Annotated in this window: 28 protein-coding genes; 27 read left to right on the top strand and 1 reads right to left on the bottom strand. The window is 60.5% G+C overall.

Features of this window, described 5'->3' with window-relative positions; translation table 11 throughout:
• Positions 1-12: 12 nt before the first annotated feature.
• Complete coding sequence (locus tag E2N92_RS06540; RefSeq protein ID WP_220682878.1) at positions 13-954, top strand: galactose-1-phosphate uridylyltransferase; 942 nt, start codon at positions 13-15, stop codon at positions 952-954.
• An 814-nt stretch (positions 955-1,768) separates the two neighbouring features.
• Here the strand turns inward: E2N92_RS06540 and E2N92_RS06535 are convergent.
• Positions 1,769-2,611, bottom strand: coding sequence for a F420-dependent methylenetetrahydromethanopterin dehydrogenase (locus tag E2N92_RS06535; RefSeq protein WP_220682877.1), 843 nt, complete (start codon positions 2,609-2,611; stop codon positions 1,769-1,771).
• A gap of 137 nt (positions 2,612-2,748) precedes the next feature.
• Between E2N92_RS06535 and E2N92_RS06530 the strand changes: the two genes are divergently transcribed.
• The 26 genes from E2N92_RS06530 to E2N92_RS06405 all read left to right on the top strand — a co-directional run bounded on the left by E2N92_RS06530 (position 2,749) and on the right by E2N92_RS06405 (position 17,113).
• Complete coding sequence (locus E2N92_RS06530; RefSeq protein ID WP_220682876.1) at positions 2,749-3,153, top strand: Tfx family DNA-binding protein; 405 nt, start codon at positions 2,749-2,751, stop codon at positions 3,151-3,153.
• Positions 3,154-3,852: 699 nt separating this feature from the next.
• A complete protein-coding gene (gene rpl3p / locus E2N92_RS06525; RefSeq protein ID WP_220682875.1) occupies positions 3,853-4,866 on the top strand; it encodes a 50S ribosomal protein L3 in 1,014 nt (337 codons plus the stop codon).
• Between the two features lie 7 nt (positions 4,867-4,873).
• A complete protein-coding gene (rpl4p, locus tag E2N92_RS06520; RefSeq protein ID WP_220682874.1) occupies positions 4,874-5,623 on the top strand; it encodes a 50S ribosomal protein L4 in 750 nt (249 codons plus the stop codon).
• A 1-nt stretch (position 5,624) separates the two neighbouring features.
• A complete protein-coding gene (locus tag E2N92_RS06515) occupies positions 5,625-5,873 on the top strand; it encodes a 50S ribosomal protein L23 (protein ID WP_220682873.1) in 249 nt (82 codons plus the stop codon).
• Positions 5,874-5,883: 10 nt separating this feature from the next.
• A complete protein-coding gene (locus E2N92_RS06510; protein ID WP_220682872.1) occupies positions 5,884-6,600 on the top strand; it encodes a 50S ribosomal protein L2 in 717 nt (238 codons plus the stop codon).
• A 9-nt stretch (positions 6,601-6,609) separates the two neighbouring features.
• Positions 6,610-7,023, top strand: a complete 414-nt coding sequence (locus E2N92_RS06505; RefSeq protein WP_220682871.1) for a 30S ribosomal protein S19 — start codon at positions 6,610-6,612, stop codon at positions 7,021-7,023.
• Between the two features lie 5 nt (positions 7,024-7,028).
• Complete coding sequence (locus E2N92_RS06500; RefSeq protein ID WP_220682870.1) at positions 7,029-7,490, top strand: 50S ribosomal protein L22; 462 nt, start codon at positions 7,029-7,031, stop codon at positions 7,488-7,490.
• Between the two features lie 2 nt (positions 7,491-7,492).
• Positions 7,493-8,221, top strand: coding sequence for a 30S ribosomal protein S3 (locus E2N92_RS06495; protein ID WP_220682869.1), 729 nt, complete (start codon positions 7,493-7,495; stop codon positions 8,219-8,221).
• Positions 8,222-8,434 (top strand): 50S ribosomal protein L29, encoded by a 213-nt coding sequence (gene rpmC, locus E2N92_RS06490; RefSeq protein ID WP_220682868.1) that lies wholly within the window; start codon positions 8,222-8,224, stop codon positions 8,432-8,434.
• Positions 8,431-8,706 carry a ribonuclease P protein component 1 gene (locus E2N92_RS06485; RefSeq protein WP_220682867.1) on the top strand — a complete coding sequence of 92 codons (276 nt, stop codon included), beginning with the start codon at positions 8,431-8,433 and terminating at the stop codon, positions 8,704-8,706. The genes rpmC and E2N92_RS06485 overlap by 4 nt, the downstream gene beginning before the upstream one ends.
• 10 nt (positions 8,707-8,716) lie before the next feature.
• On the top strand, positions 8,717-9,037 hold the full coding sequence (locus E2N92_RS06480) for a 30S ribosomal protein S17 (protein WP_220682866.1): 321 nt from the start codon (positions 8,717-8,719) through the stop codon (positions 9,035-9,037).
• A 1-nt stretch (position 9,038) separates the two neighbouring features.
• Positions 9,039-9,437 (top strand): 50S ribosomal protein L14, encoded by a 399-nt coding sequence (locus E2N92_RS06475; protein WP_220682865.1) that lies wholly within the window; start codon positions 9,039-9,041, stop codon positions 9,435-9,437.
• A 10-nt stretch (positions 9,438-9,447) separates the two neighbouring features.
• Positions 9,448-9,813, top strand: a complete 366-nt coding sequence (gene rplX / locus E2N92_RS06470) for a 50S ribosomal protein L24 (protein ID WP_220682864.1) — start codon at positions 9,448-9,450, stop codon at positions 9,811-9,813.
• Positions 9,814-10,536 carry a 30S ribosomal protein S4e gene (locus tag E2N92_RS06465; protein WP_220682863.1) on the top strand — a complete coding sequence of 241 codons (723 nt, stop codon included), beginning with the start codon at positions 9,814-9,816 and terminating at the stop codon, positions 10,534-10,536.
• Positions 10,536-11,045 carry a 50S ribosomal protein L5 gene (locus E2N92_RS06460; protein ID WP_220682862.1) on the top strand — a complete coding sequence of 170 codons (510 nt, stop codon included), beginning with the start codon at positions 10,536-10,538 and terminating at the stop codon, positions 11,043-11,045. Before E2N92_RS06465 ends, E2N92_RS06460 begins: the two co-directional genes overlap by 1 nt.
• Positions 11,045-11,203: a 30S ribosomal protein S14 gene (locus E2N92_RS06455; RefSeq protein ID WP_220682861.1), complete on the top strand. Its 159-nt coding sequence runs from the start codon at positions 11,045-11,047 to the stop codon at positions 11,201-11,203. The genes E2N92_RS06460 and E2N92_RS06455 overlap by 1 nt, the downstream gene beginning before the upstream one ends.
• Before the next feature lie 11 nt (positions 11,204-11,214).
• Positions 11,215-11,607, top strand: a complete 393-nt coding sequence (locus E2N92_RS06450; RefSeq protein WP_220682860.1) for a 30S ribosomal protein S8 — start codon at positions 11,215-11,217, stop codon at positions 11,605-11,607.
• Positions 11,608-11,618: 11 nt separating this feature from the next.
• Positions 11,619-12,143 (top strand): 50S ribosomal protein L6, encoded by a 525-nt coding sequence (locus tag E2N92_RS06445; protein WP_220682859.1) that lies wholly within the window; start codon positions 11,619-11,621, stop codon positions 12,141-12,143.
• A gap of 5 nt (positions 12,144-12,148) precedes the next feature.
• Positions 12,149-12,589 (top strand): 50S ribosomal protein L32e, encoded by a 441-nt coding sequence (locus E2N92_RS06440; protein WP_220682858.1) that lies wholly within the window; start codon positions 12,149-12,151, stop codon positions 12,587-12,589.
• Positions 12,582-13,037, top strand: a complete 456-nt coding sequence (locus E2N92_RS06435) for a 50S ribosomal protein L19e (RefSeq protein WP_220682857.1) — start codon at positions 12,582-12,584, stop codon at positions 13,035-13,037. Before E2N92_RS06440 ends, E2N92_RS06435 begins: the two co-directional genes overlap by 8 nt.
• A 2-nt stretch (positions 13,038-13,039) precedes the next feature.
• Entirely contained in the window at positions 13,040-13,567 is a 528-nt protein-coding gene (locus E2N92_RS06430) for a 50S ribosomal protein L18 (RefSeq protein WP_220682856.1), read from the top strand.
• 1 nt (position 13,568) lies between these two features.
• On the top strand, positions 13,569-14,186 hold the full coding sequence (locus tag E2N92_RS06425; protein ID WP_220682855.1) for a 30S ribosomal protein S5: 618 nt from the start codon (positions 13,569-13,571) through the stop codon (positions 14,184-14,186).
• A 1-nt stretch (position 14,187) separates the two neighbouring features.
• Positions 14,188-14,649: a 50S ribosomal protein L30 gene (locus E2N92_RS06420; protein WP_220682854.1), complete on the top strand. Its 462-nt coding sequence runs from the start codon at positions 14,188-14,190 to the stop codon at positions 14,647-14,649.
• A gap of 5 nt (positions 14,650-14,654) precedes the next feature.
• Positions 14,655-15,080 carry an uL15m family ribosomal protein gene (locus E2N92_RS06415; RefSeq protein WP_220682853.1) on the top strand — a complete coding sequence of 142 codons (426 nt, stop codon included), beginning with the start codon at positions 14,655-14,657 and terminating at the stop codon, positions 15,078-15,080.
• A gap of 26 nt (positions 15,081-15,106) precedes the next feature.
• Positions 15,107-16,540 (top strand): preprotein translocase subunit SecY, encoded by a 1,434-nt coding sequence (secY, locus tag E2N92_RS06410; RefSeq protein ID WP_220682852.1) that lies wholly within the window; start codon positions 15,107-15,109, stop codon positions 16,538-16,540.
• A complete protein-coding gene (locus E2N92_RS06405) occupies positions 16,541-17,113 on the top strand; it encodes an adenylate kinase (protein WP_220682851.1) in 573 nt (190 codons plus the stop codon). It abuts the gene before it with no gap.
• The last annotated feature ends 2 nt before the right edge of the window (positions 17,114-17,115 follow it).

The following is a 17,115-nucleotide window of genomic DNA, read 5'->3' as shown; positions in this document are numbered from 1 at the left end:
TGAACTGCAGGCATGTTTACGGTTGAAGAATATGCAGCCGGCCGCGTCCAGATCCGTCGGGAACACCTGACCGGTCTCACCGCCAGGCTCTCGCCAGAACGGATCAAGCGAGACATCAGCCCGCCCTATGCTCCTCCCCCCAGTGAAGAGTGCCCGTTCTGCCCGGGCAGGGTCGAGCACGAGACGCCCACCTTCTCCGACGGCACCAGGATCCGATGTGGGGAGAGCGTGACCTTCCCGAACCTCTATCCCTTCGCCTCCTGGCATGTGGTGACCGTGATCACCGGCGCCCATGCCGTCGATCGCTTCTCCCGGCGACACCTCGAAGACGCCTTTCGGGGCATCTCTCGGGCACTCTCCGGCCGGGAAAACTATGCCTCCATCAACTGGAACTACCTCCCGTCCGCCGGGGCGAGCATCGCCCACCCCCACCTCCAGGGGATCGCCGATCCCGGGCCAACCGCGCTCCAGGGCAGGTATATCCGGGAGAGCAGGCGGTACTTCGGAGACCACGGCCGGTCGTACTGGGCCGACCTCGTCGAGCACGAACGCACCTCGGACCGGTTTCTCTTTGAAGACGACGGGCTGGTCTGGTTTGCAAACTCTGTCTCGGTCGGCGAGCGGGAGGTGCGGGGCATCCTGCCTGCGACAACCCCTGAAGACCTCGGCCCCTCCATCCCGGCCCTGGCCAGGGGCGTCCTCCGGGTGATCGAGTGCTACCGTGCCCTGGGCACGCGGGCGTTCAATATGGCCGTCTACTTCGGGCGCCCCGAAGACGCCGAATATTTTTCTGCCTTCTGTTCGCTCATCGCCCGGGTCAACCCCAACCCATCCTCGATGACCGACTCGGCCTTCATGGAACGCCTCCACCTCGAGCCGGTGGTCATGACCCTGCCCGAGAGCCTGGGGCGGACCTACCGGGAGATGGACGCTGAAGGGTTGATACGGGTCTGAAAAAGAGGTTCTCGAGAAAATTTTGGTGGCGTGTGGCCCGTCTGATCGATGTACCTTTCCCCATCCTCACGCCGGGGGCACTGCCTCCGGACCCCCGTGATTGCGATTGGGTCGGGAAGGCCACGTCAGAGATCCTGATCCTATCCCTTACGACAAAATAACGGATAAGGACACCTATCATTGCCGCCCCCGCCTATCTTCACGTCCGTGGGGGGTCCGGGGGGCAAGGCCCCCCGGCGTGAGACGGCAGGGAAGATGCTGCGATTGAGGGCGACACGCCGGATCGACGTGCCTTCCAGCAACCTCTCGCCGGGGGCGCTGCCCCCGGACCCCCGTGATTGCGATTGGGTCCGGGAAGGCCGCGCCGGAGATTCCGCTCCCATCCCTCACGACAAAATACCAGATGAGAAAATCTTTCATTGCCGCCCCTCGGCTATCTCCGTCCGTGGGGCAAGGCCCCATCGGCGCGAGACGACGGTGAAGATTCTGCGATTGAGGACGGCCCTCTTGATCATCACGTATCCGCTCCTTGTACCGATCGATCTCATGCCTTCCCTATCCTCGCGCCGGGGGACTCCGCCCCCGGATCCCCTGCATCAAGATCAGTTCGTGAAGGCCACGTCGCAGATCATGACGATGACATCTGCGAACTCCTCGATGATCTTGCTCACGACAGTACAACAGACATGAACCCCGACCACCTCTGCTCCACGGCGTTGAGCGATCGACTCCGCCCAGAGAAAACCCCTCGCCGACCTTCAGGTCGACGGCAACCCGGAACTCAAACAGAACAGAAAAAAAGAAAAGAAAATATTTACTCCGGCTTGGAGATGAGCGTCGTCTTGGAAACGATGACGCCGTCCTTCTTGTGCGGCTTGCGGATGATGCCGTCACCGGCCTTCTCGATCTCGCGGGCCTCATCACAGAGGTACGCGGCCTGGCGCATCATCTCGTGGGCGGAAGCAACGATCGGGACATAGTTCTCAAAGCCCTTCGTCATGAAGCAGCCCTTGACGTTGACGCCGGCGACCGCCTGGGCGATCTCATAGGCGGCACGGGCCTTTGCGTAGGCGTACGGGTTGGAGAACTCGTCTGCAACAGCCTTGTCGGAGGTCATGACAACCTTCGGGAGGACGAGGTCGGCGCCCTTCTTCCCTTCCTTGACCTGGTCGATGACCTTGTCGAGCTCGAACTGGAGCTTGCGGAAGGCACCGGTGAGGGCGAGGACCTTGACAAGGTTGCCGTTGAAGTCTGCCATCTCGACGGGGTCGAGGAACTCACGGCGGGCCCCGATCATGGAGTCGGCCTTCATGATGATGTAGCCGAACTGGCTCTCCTTCAGAGCGGCGAACTGCTCCTTCTTCCCGGTGACATCGTCGGTGATGACAATGCACGGGATGCCGGCCTCAGCGAGCTGCTCACGGGCGCCGGTCGGTCCGGGGAGGATACCGTTCGGGGAAACGACCACACAGAAGTCGGGCTCCCATGCCTTCATGTTGACGACGACACGGTCGATGTCCTCGGGCTGGAGCTTGGTACCGCTCGTGGCCATGAAGGTCTGCATGTCCTCACGGTCTGCACGCTCGTCGAGGAGGAGTTCTGCCATCACGCCGCTGGCAATGTTGCCCAGTTTGGCAATTCCTACTTTAACTACCATCTATACACCTCTCAAATTTGAGAACAGACTAACTATTAGCGAGTTCTCATATAAAGATTGTGAAACCCCGTCTGCTCGGGATCACGACAGGGTTAAAGAACATTGTTTATGATACATGAAGTTAAATTTATACTCTAATGAAACAGGGGCTTCTCACCGACAGACAGAAAGAAGTGCTACGGTACCGGAAGATGGGGCTCACCCAACAGCAAGTCGCCGATATAATCCAGACCTCCAAGGCAAACGTCTGCACCATCGAGAAAGCGGCCTACGAAAATATCGACCGGGCAAAGGAGACCCTTGAGTTTTTGTACACCCTCGACTCGGATCACCTCTGCACCATCAAGGCCGGGACCGACCTCATCGAAGCGGCCTCTTATATTTTTGAGGAAGCGGAGAAACACGGGATCAAAGTGAAGTACAATACCATCGAACTGATCAACCGCGTGCACGAATCCAATCCCGGCAAGTTCAGGGCGCGCTATGTCAGGGAAGACTTCGAGGTCTACATCAACCAGGAAGGCGACCTCTTCTTCGGCTGAAGAACCGCCTCTCTTCTCCTGTTCCCCCGCTATTCAGACCATCCCGATCTCCGCGGCCGGGGGGTGCGGACCTGCACCCCCCGGAGGAATCACAAACGTTTATATTCAATTTTGGTGAATAATTACAGAACCGGAGACGATGGTATCCAGCGCAACCGGACACAGTATAATGGCCACATGGTGGTAGAATGGCCATTCTGTAACCGTTTGCCGGATAATTCGACAGCCCTGCACCCCGCCGCGGGTCAGGCTGCAATGCCCCGGTTGCCCCGGCAGGGGCGTGACCGAGAAGGACTCATCCCAGTCCCAAGGAGCTGACAGACGCAGGATCTGATCGCTGCATAAGGGCCTCCGTCAGTGCAGACGAGCCCGGTCCGGGTCTCGACCCGGCATGCACAGGATCAGGATCTCTTCGCGAGACGAGGTAATTCCGGAGCACACCGGAATGGACTCCATACACAGGAGACCACACCACGGCATACTCGCTCCCGACACCACCACAGCAGGAGAAACACCTGTTGTGCGGAGAGCGTGCCCGATCGTTCGTTTCCCTTCAGGGAAATCGGAGTGGTGCGGTCCCGGTTCGCGATGTTTGTGCAATCCCGGTGGAATCTGGCATACCCGTACCTCGAACGAGGTGCGGATGTGCGACAGAGTCGCACGCTCGGATACAACCAAACGTAGAGGATTGATTAGAACATGCCGAACATACACAGACCGCGCAGGGGCTCCCTTGCCTACAGTCCGCGCAAGCGGGCAAAGAGCCAGGTACCGAAGTACCAGTCCTGGCCCCGGCACGAAGGCGAACCCATGCTGCAGGCGATTGCAGGGTATAAGGTAGGTATGACGCACGTCGTCGCTGTCGACGACCACAAGAGCAGCCCGACCGAGGGGCGCGAGATCATGGTGCCGGTCACCATCATCGAAGTGCCCGTCATGAAAGTCGCTGCCGTGCGCGCCTACGTAACCGACACCTATGGAAAGCACCCGCTGACCGAAGCCTGGGCCGAGAACCTTGACGCCGCCCTCGCAAAGCGGGTCACGCTGCCCAAGACCCACGACCGCGAGGCCACCCTCAAGACCATCCAGGAGGCCGTCGCCGCAGGCCAGGTCACCGACATCTTTGTCCTGATGTACACGCAGCCGGCGGCGCTCTCAGGCGTGCCCAAGAAGGTGCCCGAACTGATGGAGACCAGGATCGACGGCGGCTCGATGGAAGACCGTCTCAATCTTGCGACCTCCCTCCTCGGCACCGAGGTCGACCCGCTCTCCCTCTTCTCGGAGGGGCAGTATGTCGATGTCACCGCCGTCACCAGGGGCAAGGGCACCGAGGGTCCGGTCAAGCGCTGGGGCATCCAGGTCAGGAAGAGAAAGCACTCCCGCGGCGGCAAGAAGCGCCACATCGGGAACCTCGGTCCGTGGACCCCGCACCACGTCAGGTGGCAGGTCCCGCAGATGGGCCAGATGGGGTACCAGCAGAGGACCGAGTTCAACAAGCGGATCCTCAAGGCCAGCACCGAAGGCGCTGAGATCGTGCCCGAAGGCGGCTTCCTCCACTACGGTGTCGTCAGGAACTCATACATCATGATCAAGGGCTCGGTCCCCGGCCCGGTCAAGCGTCTCGTGCGCATCCGTCCGGCAATCCGCCAGGGTGAGCACGAAGTGCGGGCACCGGCCGTGAACTTCGTCAGCCTGGAGAGCAAGCAGGGGTGAATAACGGATGAAAGCAAATGTCAGATCAACCGACGGGTCAGTCGTCCGTGAGATTGAACTCCCGGCTGTCTTCGATGAACTCTACCGGCCCGACCTGATCAAGAAGGCGGTCCTGGCCATCCAGAGCATGAGGCTCCAGCCCCATGGCACCGACCCGTTCGCCGGGATCAGGAGTTCGGCCGAGAGCTGGGGTTCAGGGCGCGGCGTTGCGCAACTGCCCAGGATCAAGAACGGCTCGAGAGCCGCCAAGATCCCGCAGGCCAAGGGCGGCCGTGCGGCTCACCCGCCCAAGACCGCAAAGATCCTCAAGAGAAAGATCAACAAGCAGGAAAAGTGGCTGGCCCTTCGTTCTGCCGTCGCAGCAACCACGGTGCCGGAACTCGTCTCCGCCCGCGGCCACCGCTTTGAGGGCGACGTCCCGTTCGTCGTCGACGAGACCTTCGAGGCACTTGAGAAGACCTCCGACGTCATCAACGCCCTTCAGGCCCTCGGCCTCTATGCCGATATCGAGCGGGCAAAGGAGAGCAAGAAGGTCCGCGCCGGCCGCGGCAAGATGCGTGGCCGCCGGTACAAGCAGCGCAAGAGCCTGCTGATCGTCACCGGTGACGCACCGCTCCGTGCAGCCCGCAACCTCGCCGGTGTCGACGCCGTCTCGGTCTATGACCTTGACACCGAACTCCTCGCCCCCGGCACCCAGGCCGGCAGACTGACGGTCTGGTCTGAGAGCGCACTCAAACTGATGGAAGAGGTGGAGTGAAATGGTGCTCAAGCATCCGTACGTTACGGAAAAAGCGATGATGATGCTCGAGAACGAGAACAAGGTTCAGGTTCTCGTTGAGCGGTCCGCTTCCAAGGCCGAGATCAAGCGCGAGGTCGAGAAGGCCTTCGAACAGCCGGTCAAATCGGTCAGGACCATGATGACGATGAAGGGCCAGAAGAAGGCCATCATCAACTTCGAGAACGATAACGCCGCCGAGGAGATCCTCAGCAGGCTTGGCGTCATGTAAGGTGGTGGAGATGGGACATAGAATTATTCAGCAGAACCGTGGCCGGGGCGGCCCGACCTATCGGGCGCCATCTCACCGGTACAAGGCCGAGCTCAAGCACGCCTGCCCGAACACCGAGACGGTGAAGGGCCAGATCGCCGATATCGAGCACGACCCTGCACGGCACGCTCCGATCGCTCTCGTCACGCTCGAAGACGGGAAGAAGGTCTACATGCTCATCACCGAGGGCATGGGCGTCGGCGACGAAGTCGCCTGGGGCCCTCAGGCCGGTGTCAAGAACGGCAACACCCTGCCGATGCGTGACATCCCGATCGGTGCATACATCTGTAATATCGAGGCGCGCCCGAACGACGGCGGCAAGTTCGTCCGTTCAAGCGGTGTCCAGGCCATGCTCGTCGGCAAGTCCGGCGGCAAGGTCGCCGTCCAGATGCCCAGCGGCAAGCAGAAGTGGTTCCACGAACTCTGCATGGCCACGATCGGGATCGTTGCCGGCGGCGGCCGCGGCGAAAAGCCGTTCGTCAAGGCCGGGAACAAGTATCACAAGATGAAGTCGCAGGCCCAGAAGTGGCCCAGATCGTCGGGTGTAAAGATGAACGTCATCGACCACCCGTTCGGTGGCGGTGGCCACCAGCATCCGGGCAGGCCGAAGACCGTCGCCCGCGGCACCTCTCCAGGCCGCAAGGTCGGGCATATCGCAGCCCGCAGAACAGGGAAATGGAAGAAGTGAGGGGATTGAATGGCAAAGAAAACACAAAAGAGGCTTCCGAGGCGGCGTGAGGCGTTTACCTACCGCGGCCTCTCCATCGAGGATCTCCAGCAGATGGGGACGAGCGAATTGATTCCCCTGATGCCGTCGAGAGCGCGCCGCAAGTTTAACCGCGGCCTCTCGCGCGAGCACGAGAACCTCCTCGCCCAGGTGCGGGCCGGTGAAGACCACATCCGCACCCATGTGCGCGACATGATCATCATGCCCGAGATGATCGGCAAGACGATCGAGATCTACAACGGCAAGGAGTTCATCAGCGTCGAGATCCAGCCGGAGGCGGTCTTCCACTATCTGGGCGAGTTCTCACTGACCAGAAGGAGAGTCAGCCACGGTACCGCCGGTATCGGTGCGACCAGGTCCTCCAAGTACGTACCCCTGAAGTGATGGCAATGGCACGGACTGGATATTCAATGCAGGTCAAGGGAGAGACCTTCGCTCGCGCCAAGGCGAACGAACTGCCTGTCTCCCCGAAGCACTCCATCGAGATTGCCCGGTTTATCAGGGGCATGAAGGCCGACGCGGCCATCGAGTACCTGGAAGCCGTCGTGGCGAAGAAGAAGGCGATCCCCTTCAAGCGCTTCAACAGGAACGTAGCGCACAAGAAGGGCCTTACCGGCTGGGACGCCGGTCGTTACCCGGTCAAGGCCTCTGACGAGTTCATCAAACTCGTCAAGCAGGCGAAGAAGAACGCGGAATATGCCGGGCTCGATCCCGAGAAGCTCGTCATCGTCCACACCTCCGCCAACCGCGGCCGGGCGATGCGTGCGATCTTCCCGCGTGCAATGGGCAGGGCGACGCCGAAGATGCGTCAGAGCGTAAACGTCGAGCTGATCGTGAAGGAGGTCGAGTGAACATGGCAATAGAGCGTAAATTCGTCAGTGACGGTGTCACCAAGGCACGCATCGAGCAGTTCCTCAACCGCGAACTCAAGCGCGCCGGCTACGGCGGGATGGACATCGTCCGCACCCCGCTCGGCACGCAGATCACGATCTTCGCCGAAAAGCCGGGGATCGTCATCGGGAAGGGCGGCAAGCTCGTGCGGCAGCTCACCCAGGACCTCGCCACCAACTTCGACATCGACTCACCGCAGGTCGAAGTGCAGCAGGTTCCTAACCCGAACACCAACGCCCAGATCATGGCCGAGCGGCTTGCCACCGCCCTTGAGCGCGGCTGGTACTTCCGGAAAGCCGGGTCGAGCACGCTCCGTCGTGTCATGGAGTCCGGTGCCCTCGGGTGCGAGATCATCCTCTCCGGCAAGCTGACCGGGGCCAGGTCGAGGGTCCAGAAGTTTGTCGACGGCCACATCAAGCACGCCGGCGAACCGAGCGAGACGATCGTCGAGAAGGGCTTTGCCGTGGCGGTCAAGAAACTGGGCACCATCGGAGTCCAGGTCATGATCATCCCGGGCGACGCCAAACTCCCGGACGAGTTTGAGATTCTCGAACCCAAGCCGCTGGCCGAGGTCGTCGAGATCGTCGAGCCCGAGGTCATTGAAGACATCGGCGAAGACGTCGACGCCGAACTCGAGGAGTTCGTGGAAGAAGTTCCCGAGGCTGCGGAGTTCGTTGAGGAGGAGCAGTAAATGGCGATCTTCAGGGCACACGAAGTCCGCCAGCTCTCTGACGTGGAACTGGCCGAACAGCTCGAGAAACTGAAACTCGACCTGATGCAGGCTCGCGGAAAGGTCAGTGCAGGCGGCGCCCCTGAGAACCCCGGTCACATCCGGGAGGTCAGGCGGACCATCGCTCGTCTCCAGACCGAGCAGAACGCACGGAGGGCCGTTCGCCAGGCATGATCACACCGCAGACCCTCCTTCGGCACGAGTTCACCGGACTTGCAGTCTCTGTGGTGAAGGCCAGGAACCCGGCATATGTCGGGATATCGGGCCGGATAGTAGATGAGACTCGCAATATGCTGGCGGTCCTCACCCCTGCGGGAGAGAAGAAGGTGGAGAAGAAAGACACCGTCTTTCGCTTCACCCTTCCCGACGGGGTATGCGCCGAAGTGGATGGGTCTGCCCTTGTGGCACGACCTGAAAAACGGATCAGCATGCGCAAAACCAGATAGAGGATAGAGAATGGCGAGAGATATAGGGTTAAACGTCCCGCTTCCTGAGAAGGAATGCAGCGACGTGAACTGTCCGTTTCACGGCACCCTGCCGGTGCACGGCCAGGTGATCACCGGCAAGGTCGTGAGCGACCGCATGAACGGGACGGTGGTAGTCGGACGTGATTACCTCCACTTTGTGCGGAAGTATAAGCGGTACGAGAAGCGTTCCTCCAAGTACCACGCCCACCTCCCGGAATGCCTCGATGTGAAAGTTGGTGACACAGTCAGGATCGCCGAATGTCGGCCCCTGTCCAAGACGACCAACTTCGTAGTTGTCGAGGTGATCTGAGATGAAAGCAAAGATATCCAAGATCCCGAGGGCACTTGCCACCGGGTCGAGGCTTGTCTGCGCCGACAACACCGGGGCCAGGGTTGTTGAAGTCGTCTCAGTCGTCGGATACCACGGTGTCCGCAGGCGTCAGCCGAAACTCGGTATCGGCGACATCGCGACGGTCTCGGTCAAGAAGGGTACGCCCGACATGCGGCGCAAACTTCTCCGGGCCGTCGTCATCAGGCAGCGTAAAGAGATGCGCCGTCCGAACGGCCTGCGGGTCGGTTTCGACGACAACGCCGCCGTGATCGTCGACGAACGCGGCGAGCCGAAGGGAACCGAGATCAAGGGACCGGTGGCCCGTGAGGTCGCCGAGCGTTTCCCCAAGATCGGGTCCACGGCAACGATCATCGTGTGAGGTGTGGTGCATGGTACGGATTGCAAGCAAACAGCCCAGAAAACAGCGGAAGGCACGCTACAATGCAGCCACGCATCAGCGGAGCAAGTTCCTCGCGGCACCCCTTTCCAGGGAACTCCGTGAGGAATACAAGAAGCGCCGCGCCCGCGTCGTCGCCGGCGACACCGTGCAGGTGCTCCGCGGCGAGCACGCCGGGACCGAAGGCGTCGTCGATAGCGTGGACACGACGAAGGGCATGATCGAGGTGCACGGTGTCACCGTGACCAAGGCCGACGGGACCGAAGTTCCGCGCCCGGTGAACGCCTCGAACGTCATGATAACCAAACTCAAGACCGAAGACCCCCGCCGGGTAGCAAAGCTTGAGGAGAGGAAGTAAATGTCACATCTGAAGAGACTGACCGCGCCGATGGCCTGGCAGATCGCCAAGAAGGAGAACACGTTCGTCACCAGGACCTGTCCGGGCCCGCACAACGCGGCAGCAATGCCGGTCGCTGTCTGGCTCAGGGACGTCATGGGCCTGGCCGGGAACATGAAGGAGGTCAAGCGGATCCTCCACCAGCGCGATGTCATCGTCAACGGCAAGCCGGTAACCGACCCCAAGATCGGGCTTGGCATCTTCGACATCGTCTCCATCCCGAAGATGGACAAGCACTACCGTCTCCTGATGGACAAGCGTGGCCATCTGGTTGCGGTCGAGATCGACGCCGAGGCTGCAAAGACCCGGCTGTGCAAGATCAGGAACAAGACCATCGTCAAGGGCGGCAAGGTCCAATTGAACCTCAACTTCGGTGCCAACCTCCTTGCCGACAACACCTACAAGCCCAAGGACTCGGTTGTCCTTACCCTCGGCGAGGGCGAGGAGCGGTTCAAGATCGTGGACCACTTCCCCTTTGCGGTCGGGAACGTCGCGATGGTCATCGGCGGGAAGCACTCCGGCAGGATCGGCACGATCGCCGAGATCAGAACGGTTCCGGGCAGCATCCCGAACCGGGTCATCCTTGAAGACGAGAACCAGGAGTCTTTCGAGACGGTCGAGGGATATATCTTCATGATCGGTCGTGAGACGCCTGTGATCACCGAATGGGGGATTGAGGACTGATGACGAACCCGATGCAGGAACTTCACATCGACAAAGTCGTCGTGCACATGGGTGTCGGCGAGAGCGGTGAGAGGCTTGTCAACGGTGAGAACATCATCCGTGCGATCACCGGGGCCGAGCCCGTGCGTGCCTTCGCCAAGAAGACGCAGCCGGCCTTTGGGGTCCGGAAAGGCGCGCCGATCGGTGCCAAGGTAACCCTCAGGGGCCAGAAGGCCGAAGAGTTTGTCCAGACGGCGTTCGATATCGTCGAGAGGAGACTCTCCGCATCAGCCTTCGACAACCAGGGCAACTTCTCCTTTGGTATCGAAGAACACACCGATTTCCCGGGACAGTCCTACGACCCGCAGATCGGGATCTACGGGATGGACGTCAACGTCATCCTTGAGAAGAAGGGCATCAGGATCGCACGCAGGATGATCGCACGCCGAAAACTTCCGGCAAAGCAGTGCGTCACTCGTGACGAAGCGGTTGCCTTTATGACCGAGCGGTATGGCATGGAGGTGCAGTGATGGCAGACAAAGAACAGAAGAAAAATTTCGGACGCGGCGCAAACGAGTGCCGGATCTGTGGCAGGAAGCAAGGTCTCGTCCGCAGGTACAACATCATGTTCTGCCGGCAGTGCTTCCGTGAGTGGGCCCCCAGGATGGGCTTTAAGAAGATGAACTGAGGTGGAGTGAAATGGCACGACTGAACACGATTGCAGATGCGATGAGCGCCATCAAGAACGCCAGCGACGGCGGGAAGTCCTCAGTCATCGTCGAACCCGCGAGCAAGCTCCTTGGCGCCATGCTCGGGCTCATGCAAGAAGCCGGCTACATCGGCGAGTTCGAATACGTTGAGGACGGCCGTGGCGGCCAGTTCAAGGTCACCCTCATCGGTCGGATCAACCGCTGCGGTGCGATCACCCCGCGCTTTGCCACGACTCTCGAAGAGATGGAGTCGTGGGAGACGAGGTATCTTCCGGCAAAGGGCTTCGGGCTCCTCATGATCTCGACTTCGAAGGGTGTCATGTCGCACGATCAGGCCCGCCGTGACGGTATCGGCGGCGAACTGGTGGGATATGTGTACTGAGGTGGAGGAGAATGACAACTGAGAAGAGAGTAGCGATCCCTGAGGGGGTCACGGTCTCGATCGAGGGTTTCACCGTCGCGGTGAAGGGCCCGAAGGGCGAGATCTCACGTGACATGCGTTACCCTGGCGTCTCCATTGTCCTTGAGGACAGTGAAGTCGTCGTCTCCACCGAATCGACCAGGAGGCGCATCGTCGCCATGATCGGCACCTATGCGTCCCACATCCAGAATATGGTCGAGGGTGTCACGAAGGGCTTTGAGTACCACATGAAGGTGGTCTATGCTCACTTCCCGATCCAGATCAAGCTCCAGGGCGATCTCCTCTCCATCAACAACTTCCTTGGGGAGAAGCAGCCGAGGATCGCAAAGGTCCTCCCTGGCGTGACGGTCAAGATCGGCAACGACGAACTGACCATCACCGGCATCGACAAAGAGCGTGTCGGGGCGACCGCAGCGAAGATCGAGCGGGCAACCAAAGTCCGTAAGCGCGATACGCGGGTCTTCCAGGACGGAATATACATGGTGCAGAAGGCGTGATGGACATGGCAGACGAAAAGATTCGGTTAATCCGTGTCCGGTCCCAGAAGACCGGATGCAAGTTCCAGCGCCAGTGTCTCCACTCGAAGAAGAAACTGAAGGACACCTGGAGAAGACCGCGCGGTCTGACCAGCAAGCAGCGGAGACAGTACAGGGCAAAGGGCGCACAGCCGCAGGCTGGATACAATGCCCCACTGGCGGTGCGCGGCATGCACCCGAGCGGCTACTTCGAGGTGCTGGTCAACAACCCGGCCGAGCTCGAAGGGCTCAACCCGGAGGAGCAGGCGGTTCGGATCGCCAGCGGCGTCGGGAAGAAGAAGCGGATCGATATCCAGCAGAAGGCCCTTGAGGCCGGGCTGAAAGTGTTGAACGCAAAGGACCTCTCGAAGGCGCCGGTTGAAGAGGCTGTCGAAGAGGACGTTGAGGAGGTTGAAGCAGATGAGTGATCTTTCAACCCAGAAGCGGCTTGCAGCGGCGGTACTCAACTGCGGGGTCAACCGCGTCAGGTTCGATCCCACGCGCCTCTCCGACATCGAGTCCGCGATCTCGCGCGCCGAGATCCGCGAACTCGTCGGAGAGGGTGTGATCAAGGCAGCGCCGGTGAAGGGCATCAGCCGCGGCCGTGCACGGATCCGCACCGCCAAGCGCTCGTACGGTCACAAGAAGGGATACGGCCGGAGGAAAGGGAAGGCCGGAGCCCGCAACCCGTCGAAGAGCCAGTGGATGCAGAGAATTCGGGGTATCAGAGGTACGCTCCGCGAGATGCGGGATGACGGCACCATCGACCGCCACACCTACCGCCGTCTGTACCGGCGGGCCGCAGGTGGCCAGTTCAGGAGCCGGGCACATCTGAAAACCCACATTGAGATGATTACCAAAGGGAGGGTTGAGTAACTATGGCGACCGGAGCACGGTATTTTGTTCCATTCCGCAGGAGGAAAGAGGGTCGGACCGATTATTATGCACGGGTGAAACTCCTTCTCTCCGAGACCCCCCGGATGGTCGTCCGCAAGACCAACCGCCAGATCATCTGTCAGCTGGTCGTGCCCGCTGAACAGGGAGACCAGACTCTGATCTCGGCCTACTCCAAGGAACTGATCGGTCTTGGCTACGAGGGTTCGACGTCGAGCACTCCGGCGGCCTACCTGACCGGGATGCTCTTTGCGAAGAAGGCTCTTGCAGCAGGCTACGACGAGGCGGTCCTCGACATCGGGCTTGCGCGCGCACAGTCGGGCGCCCGGGTCTTCGCCGCACTCAAGGGTGCGGTCAATGCGGGGCTTGAGATCCCGCACGGTGAGGAGATCCTCCCGGACGACGAGCGGACCAGCGGTTCGGTCATTGCAGCATATGCTCCTGAAAGAGCCGGGAACCTTGTCGAGAACGTTGAAGAAGTGGCAGAGGCCATCATGAAGGAGCTGGAGTGAAATGGCATACGAACAGGAACCCTGGATCCCGCTGACCGGGCTCGGCCGTGCCGTTGCGGCAGGCGAGATCGCGAGCATCGACGAGGTGCTCGAGAGCGGAAAGCCCATTCGGGAGGCTCAGATCGTCGATGCCTTCCTCCCTGATCTGGACGACGAGGTCATCGACATCTCGATGGTCCAGCGGATGACCGACTCTGGCAGGCGTGTCAAGTTCAGGGCCGTTGTTATCGTCGGGAACCACGACGGGTACATCGGTCTGGGACAGGCCAAGGACGCGCAGGTCGGAAACGCAATCCGAAAGGCAATTGATAATGCAAAGACCAACATCATCAAGGTACGCCGCGGCTGCGGGAGCTGGGAGTGCGGGTGTGGAACCAAGCACTCCATCCCGGTGCAGGTCAAGGGCAAGGCCGGCAGTGTCAAGGTGACGCTGATGCCGGCACCGCAGGGGATCGGTCTGGTCACCGGTGAGATCGGCAGAAAGGTGCTCGACTTCGCCGGTGTCAAGGATGTCTGGGCCTTCTCAAGCGGAAACACCCGGACGACCATCAACTATGCCAAGGCGACCTTCCATGCGCTGAAGGCAACGAACATGATCCGGACTGGAGGGGCAGAGTAAAATGTTTGCAGTCGTGCAGGTACGCGGCGTCGTGAACACCCGCCGCGACATCAAGGACACGCTCAAGATGCTCCGTCTCCACCACATCAACCACTGCGTCCTGGTTCCTGACACCCCCGCATATCTGGGGATGATCAGGAAGGTCAAGGACTATGTCGCCTATGGTGAGGTGGACGAGCGGACCGTTGCGACGCTCCTCTCGACCCGCGGCCGTCTGGCCGGGGACGTAAAATTCACCGACGAGTACGTCAGCGAGCACTCCCAGTATGGGAGTATCGAGGAGTTTGCGGCGGCGCTCTGCAAGGGCGAGGCGATGATGCAGGACATCCCTGAACTCAAGCCTGTCCTGCGTCTCCACCCCCCGCGCAAAGGGTACCGGACGATCAAGCGCACCTTCCAGCAGGGCGGGGCGCTTGGAAACTACGGTGAGGAGATCAACGATCTCCTCTACAGGATGAGGTGAAGACGATGCCCACAAACACACGCTCAAAGTACCGCGGTTCCAAGACCTGCGGTGGCGGGACGCACAAGAACCGCCGTGGTGCGGGTAACCGCGGCGGTAAAGGACGGGCCGGACACCGTGACCACCGCTGGACCCATTTCCTCCTCGCAGGTGAGGTCCACAACGGTAAGCACGGTTTCGTCAGTGTCACCAAGACAACGGTCCCGGTGCTGGACGTCGGGGATGTCGACCAGATGGTCGATTTCCTCCTCCAGATCGGGATCGCCGAGGAAGAAGAGGGTGTCATCGCCCTCGACCTCACCGAGATTGGGGTCGAGAAGGTCCTCGGCGGCGGGCAGGTCACCCGTGCTCTGAAACTGACCGCGGCGGCGTTTTCAGCGCAGGCTAAAGATAAGATTGAGGCGGCCGGCGGTCAGGCACTGACCGACTGAGCCCCTCATTTTTTGGTGGGAACCACATGGGGAATCTGCTGGATAGAATGGAGCCTTTGCTGGCGGCGATGCCGGCGGTAAAGTCTCCGGAGGGTCACGTCCACTTCAAGAACAAGTTGGTGTGGACCGCTGCAATCCTGTTGCTGTACTTCTTCTTGACCAATATTCCTGTCTTCGGTCTCGACCCCAGCTCCCAGGACACATTCCTGTACTTCCGTGCCCTTCTTGCCGGTGCGAGCGGGTCTATTGTGCACCTGGGTATCGGGCCGATCGTGACGGCGTCCATCGTGCTCCAGCTCCTGAAGGGTGCGGACCTGATCCAGATCGATACCTCTGAGGCGCGCGGACAGATCATGTACATGGGGCTCCAGAAGCTCTTGATCTTCGTCATGATCGTCCTGGAGGCGGCACCGAACCTTTTCGGCGGTTTTATGCGCCCCGACATGGAAATAGCCCAGGCGCTCTTCGGAGGGAGTGCGGCTGCGGTCTCGTTCCTGATCTTCCTGCAGATCTGTCTGGGTGGGGTGCTGATCTTCCTCATGGATGAGGTGGTCACCAAGTGGGGTCTGGGCTCTGGTGTGGGGCTCTTTATCATTGCCGGTATCTCCCAGAGTCTCATCAACGGCTTCTTGAACTGGGAAGCAGTGGCCGACCCCTATCCGGTGGGTTTCTTCCCCAGGCTCTTTGCGATTGGCGTCTCCGGCGGAAATTATCTCCAGTACTTCGGGGCTGACCTCCTGGCGTTTGTGACGACGATCGCGATATTCCTGATCGTCGTCTATGTGGAGTCGACGAGGATCGAGATCCCGCTCGCCCATGCACGGGTCAGGGGCGCCAGGGCGCGTTTCCCGGTGAAACTCATCTACGCGTCCGTTCTGCCGATGATTCTGGTGAGGGTGCTCCAGGCGAACATCCAGATGTTCGGGATGTTCCTCTCCAATATCGGTATCACGGTGCTCGGCCGGTTTGAGAACCAGACGCCGGTCGATGGTCTGATGTATTTCCTGGCCCCGATCAACAGTCCGCAGGACTGGATGTGGTGGGTCCACGACCTGGGGCATGCTCCCTGGGAGGTCATGCTCAGGCTCGGGATCGATTTCACATTCATGGTCGTCGGCGGTGCGGTCTTCGCGCTCTTCTGGGTGAAGACGGCGGGTCTCGACTCGAGTCATGTCGCCAGACAGATCCAGATGTCCGGGATGCAGATCCCCGGGTACCGGCGGAACACGCAGGTGCTGATCAAGTACCTCGACCGCTACATCCCGAGGGTCACGGTCATCGGCGGTGTGCTCATCGGTCTGTTGAGTGTGTTTGCAAACCTCTTTGGTGTGATAGGTGGAGTAACTGGTACCGGACTGTTGCTGACGGTCAGTATCACCTACCGCCTGTACGAAGAAGTGGCAAGCGAGCAGATTATGGAGATGTACCCGTTCATGCGGCAGTTCTTCGGGAGAGAGTGAATGACCGGAAAGAGAGTGGTGATCACCGGTGTGCCTGGTGTGGGCAAGACCACGGTGATCGAGGAATCGATGAAGCGGCTTGCAGAGGAGGGTACCCCCTACAAAGCCGTCAATTTTGGCACCTGTATGTTTGAGACCGCGAAGGCGGAGGGGCATGTCGAGGACCGCGACCAGATGCGGACCCTTGATAAGGATGTCCAGAAGGAACTTCAGCGGCTCGCCGGAAAGCGGATCGGTGAGATGGAAGGGAACATCATCATCGATACGCATGCCTCGGTGAAGACGCCGGGAGGATATCTTCCGGGTCTGCCCGAGTGGGTGCTCGCCGAGCTTCATCCCGACATCGTGGTGCTGGTCGAGACCGACGACGATCAGATCCTGATGCGCCGGATGGGTGACGAGAGTCGCCGGCGCGACCCCGAGGGCAGCCGGTCCATCGCGGAGCATCAGGGGATCAACCGCGCCTTTGCGGCGGCGTACGCGATGATGACCGGGTGCACGGTCCAGATCGTCAGGAATGACAACTACCTCCTCGACCGGGCGGTCGAGGCGATGACCCAGGTTCTGAGGTGAGG

This window comes from Methanofollis formosanus (genome assembly GCF_019633745.1).
Lineage (GTDB): Archaea > Halobacteriota > Methanomicrobia > Methanomicrobiales > Methanofollaceae > Methanofollis > Methanofollis formosanus.
This window is presented reverse-complemented; position numbering and strand designations above follow the sequence as displayed.

What these genes read in the sequence shown, in the direction of transcription:
- E2N92_RS06430 (WP_220682856.1), top strand. Translation starts at nt 13,040, where the DNA reads ATGGCGACCGGAGCACGGTATTTTGTTCCATTCCGCAGGAGGAAAGAG.
- E2N92_RS06420 (WP_220682854.1), top strand. Translation starts at nt 14,188, where the DNA reads ATGTTTGCAGTCGTGCAGGTACGCGGCGTCGTGAACACCCGCCGCGAC.
- E2N92_RS06465 (WP_220682863.1), top strand. Translation starts at nt 9,814, where the DNA reads ATGTCACATCTGAAGAGACTGACCGCGCCGATGGCCTGGCAGATCGCC.
- E2N92_RS06500 (WP_220682870.1), top strand. Translation starts at nt 7,029, where the DNA reads ATGGCACGGACTGGATATTCAATGCAGGTCAAGGGAGAGACCTTCGCT.
- E2N92_RS06495 (WP_220682869.1), top strand. Translation starts at nt 7,493, where the DNA reads ATGGCAATAGAGCGTAAATTCGTCAGTGACGGTGTCACCAAGGCACGC.
- E2N92_RS06455 (WP_220682861.1), top strand. Translation starts at nt 11,045, where the DNA reads ATGGCAGACAAAGAACAGAAGAAAAATTTCGGACGCGGCGCAAACGAG.
- secY (WP_220682852.1), top strand. Translation starts at nt 15,107, where the DNA reads ATGGGGAATCTGCTGGATAGAATGGAGCCTTTGCTGGCGGCGATGCCG.
- E2N92_RS06515 (WP_220682873.1), top strand. Translation starts at nt 5,625, where the DNA reads ATGGTGCTCAAGCATCCGTACGTTACGGAAAAAGCGATGATGATGCTC.
- rplX (WP_220682864.1), top strand. Translation starts at nt 9,448, where the DNA reads ATGGTACGGATTGCAAGCAAACAGCCCAGAAAACAGCGGAAGGCACGC.
- rpl4p (WP_220682874.1), top strand. Translation starts at nt 4,874, where the DNA reads ATGAAAGCAAATGTCAGATCAACCGACGGGTCAGTCGTCCGTGAGATT.
- E2N92_RS06450 (WP_220682860.1), top strand. Translation starts at nt 11,215, where the DNA reads ATGGCACGACTGAACACGATTGCAGATGCGATGAGCGCCATCAAGAAC.
- E2N92_RS06480 (WP_220682866.1), top strand. Translation starts at nt 8,717, where the DNA reads ATGGCGAGAGATATAGGGTTAAACGTCCCGCTTCCTGAGAAGGAATGC.
- E2N92_RS06440 (WP_220682858.1), top strand. Translation starts at nt 12,149, where the DNA reads ATGGCAGACGAAAAGATTCGGTTAATCCGTGTCCGGTCCCAGAAGACC.
- E2N92_RS06530 (WP_220682876.1), top strand. Translation starts at nt 2,749, where the DNA reads ATGAAACAGGGGCTTCTCACCGACAGACAGAAAGAAGTGCTACGGTAC.
- rpl3p (WP_220682875.1), top strand. Translation starts at nt 3,853, where the DNA reads ATGCCGAACATACACAGACCGCGCAGGGGCTCCCTTGCCTACAGTCCG.
- E2N92_RS06535 (WP_220682877.1), bottom strand. Translation starts at nt 2,611, where the DNA reads ATGGTAGTTAAAGTAGGAATTGCCAAACTGGGCAACATTGCCAGCGGC.
- E2N92_RS06425 (WP_220682855.1), top strand. Translation starts at nt 13,569, where the DNA reads ATGGCATACGAACAGGAACCCTGGATCCCGCTGACCGGGCTCGGCCGT.
- E2N92_RS06485 (WP_220682867.1), top strand. Translation starts at nt 8,431, where the DNA reads ATGATCACACCGCAGACCCTCCTTCGGCACGAGTTCACCGGACTTGCA.
- E2N92_RS06540 (WP_220682878.1), top strand. Translation starts at nt 13, where the DNA reads ATGTTTACGGTTGAAGAATATGCAGCCGGCCGCGTCCAGATCCGTCGG.
- E2N92_RS06505 (WP_220682871.1), top strand. Translation starts at nt 6,610, where the DNA reads ATGGCAAAGAAAACACAAAAGAGGCTTCCGAGGCGGCGTGAGGCGTTT.
- E2N92_RS06415 (WP_220682853.1), top strand. Translation starts at nt 14,655, where the DNA reads ATGCCCACAAACACACGCTCAAAGTACCGCGGTTCCAAGACCTGCGGT.
- E2N92_RS06405 (WP_220682851.1), top strand. Translation starts at nt 16,541, where the DNA reads ATGACCGGAAAGAGAGTGGTGATCACCGGTGTGCCTGGTGTGGGCAAG.
- E2N92_RS06510 (WP_220682872.1), top strand. Translation starts at nt 5,884, where the DNA reads ATGGGACATAGAATTATTCAGCAGAACCGTGGCCGGGGCGGCCCGACC.
- E2N92_RS06445 (WP_220682859.1), top strand. Translation starts at nt 11,619, where the DNA reads ATGACAACTGAGAAGAGAGTAGCGATCCCTGAGGGGGTCACGGTCTCG.
- rpmC (WP_220682868.1), top strand. Translation starts at nt 8,222, where the DNA reads ATGGCGATCTTCAGGGCACACGAAGTCCGCCAGCTCTCTGACGTGGAA.
- E2N92_RS06460 (WP_220682862.1), top strand. Translation starts at nt 10,536, where the DNA reads ATGACGAACCCGATGCAGGAACTTCACATCGACAAAGTCGTCGTGCAC.
- E2N92_RS06475 (WP_220682865.1), top strand. Translation starts at nt 9,039, where the DNA reads ATGAAAGCAAAGATATCCAAGATCCCGAGGGCACTTGCCACCGGGTCG.
- E2N92_RS06435 (WP_220682857.1), top strand. Translation starts at nt 12,582, where the DNA reads ATGAGTGATCTTTCAACCCAGAAGCGGCTTGCAGCGGCGGTACTCAAC.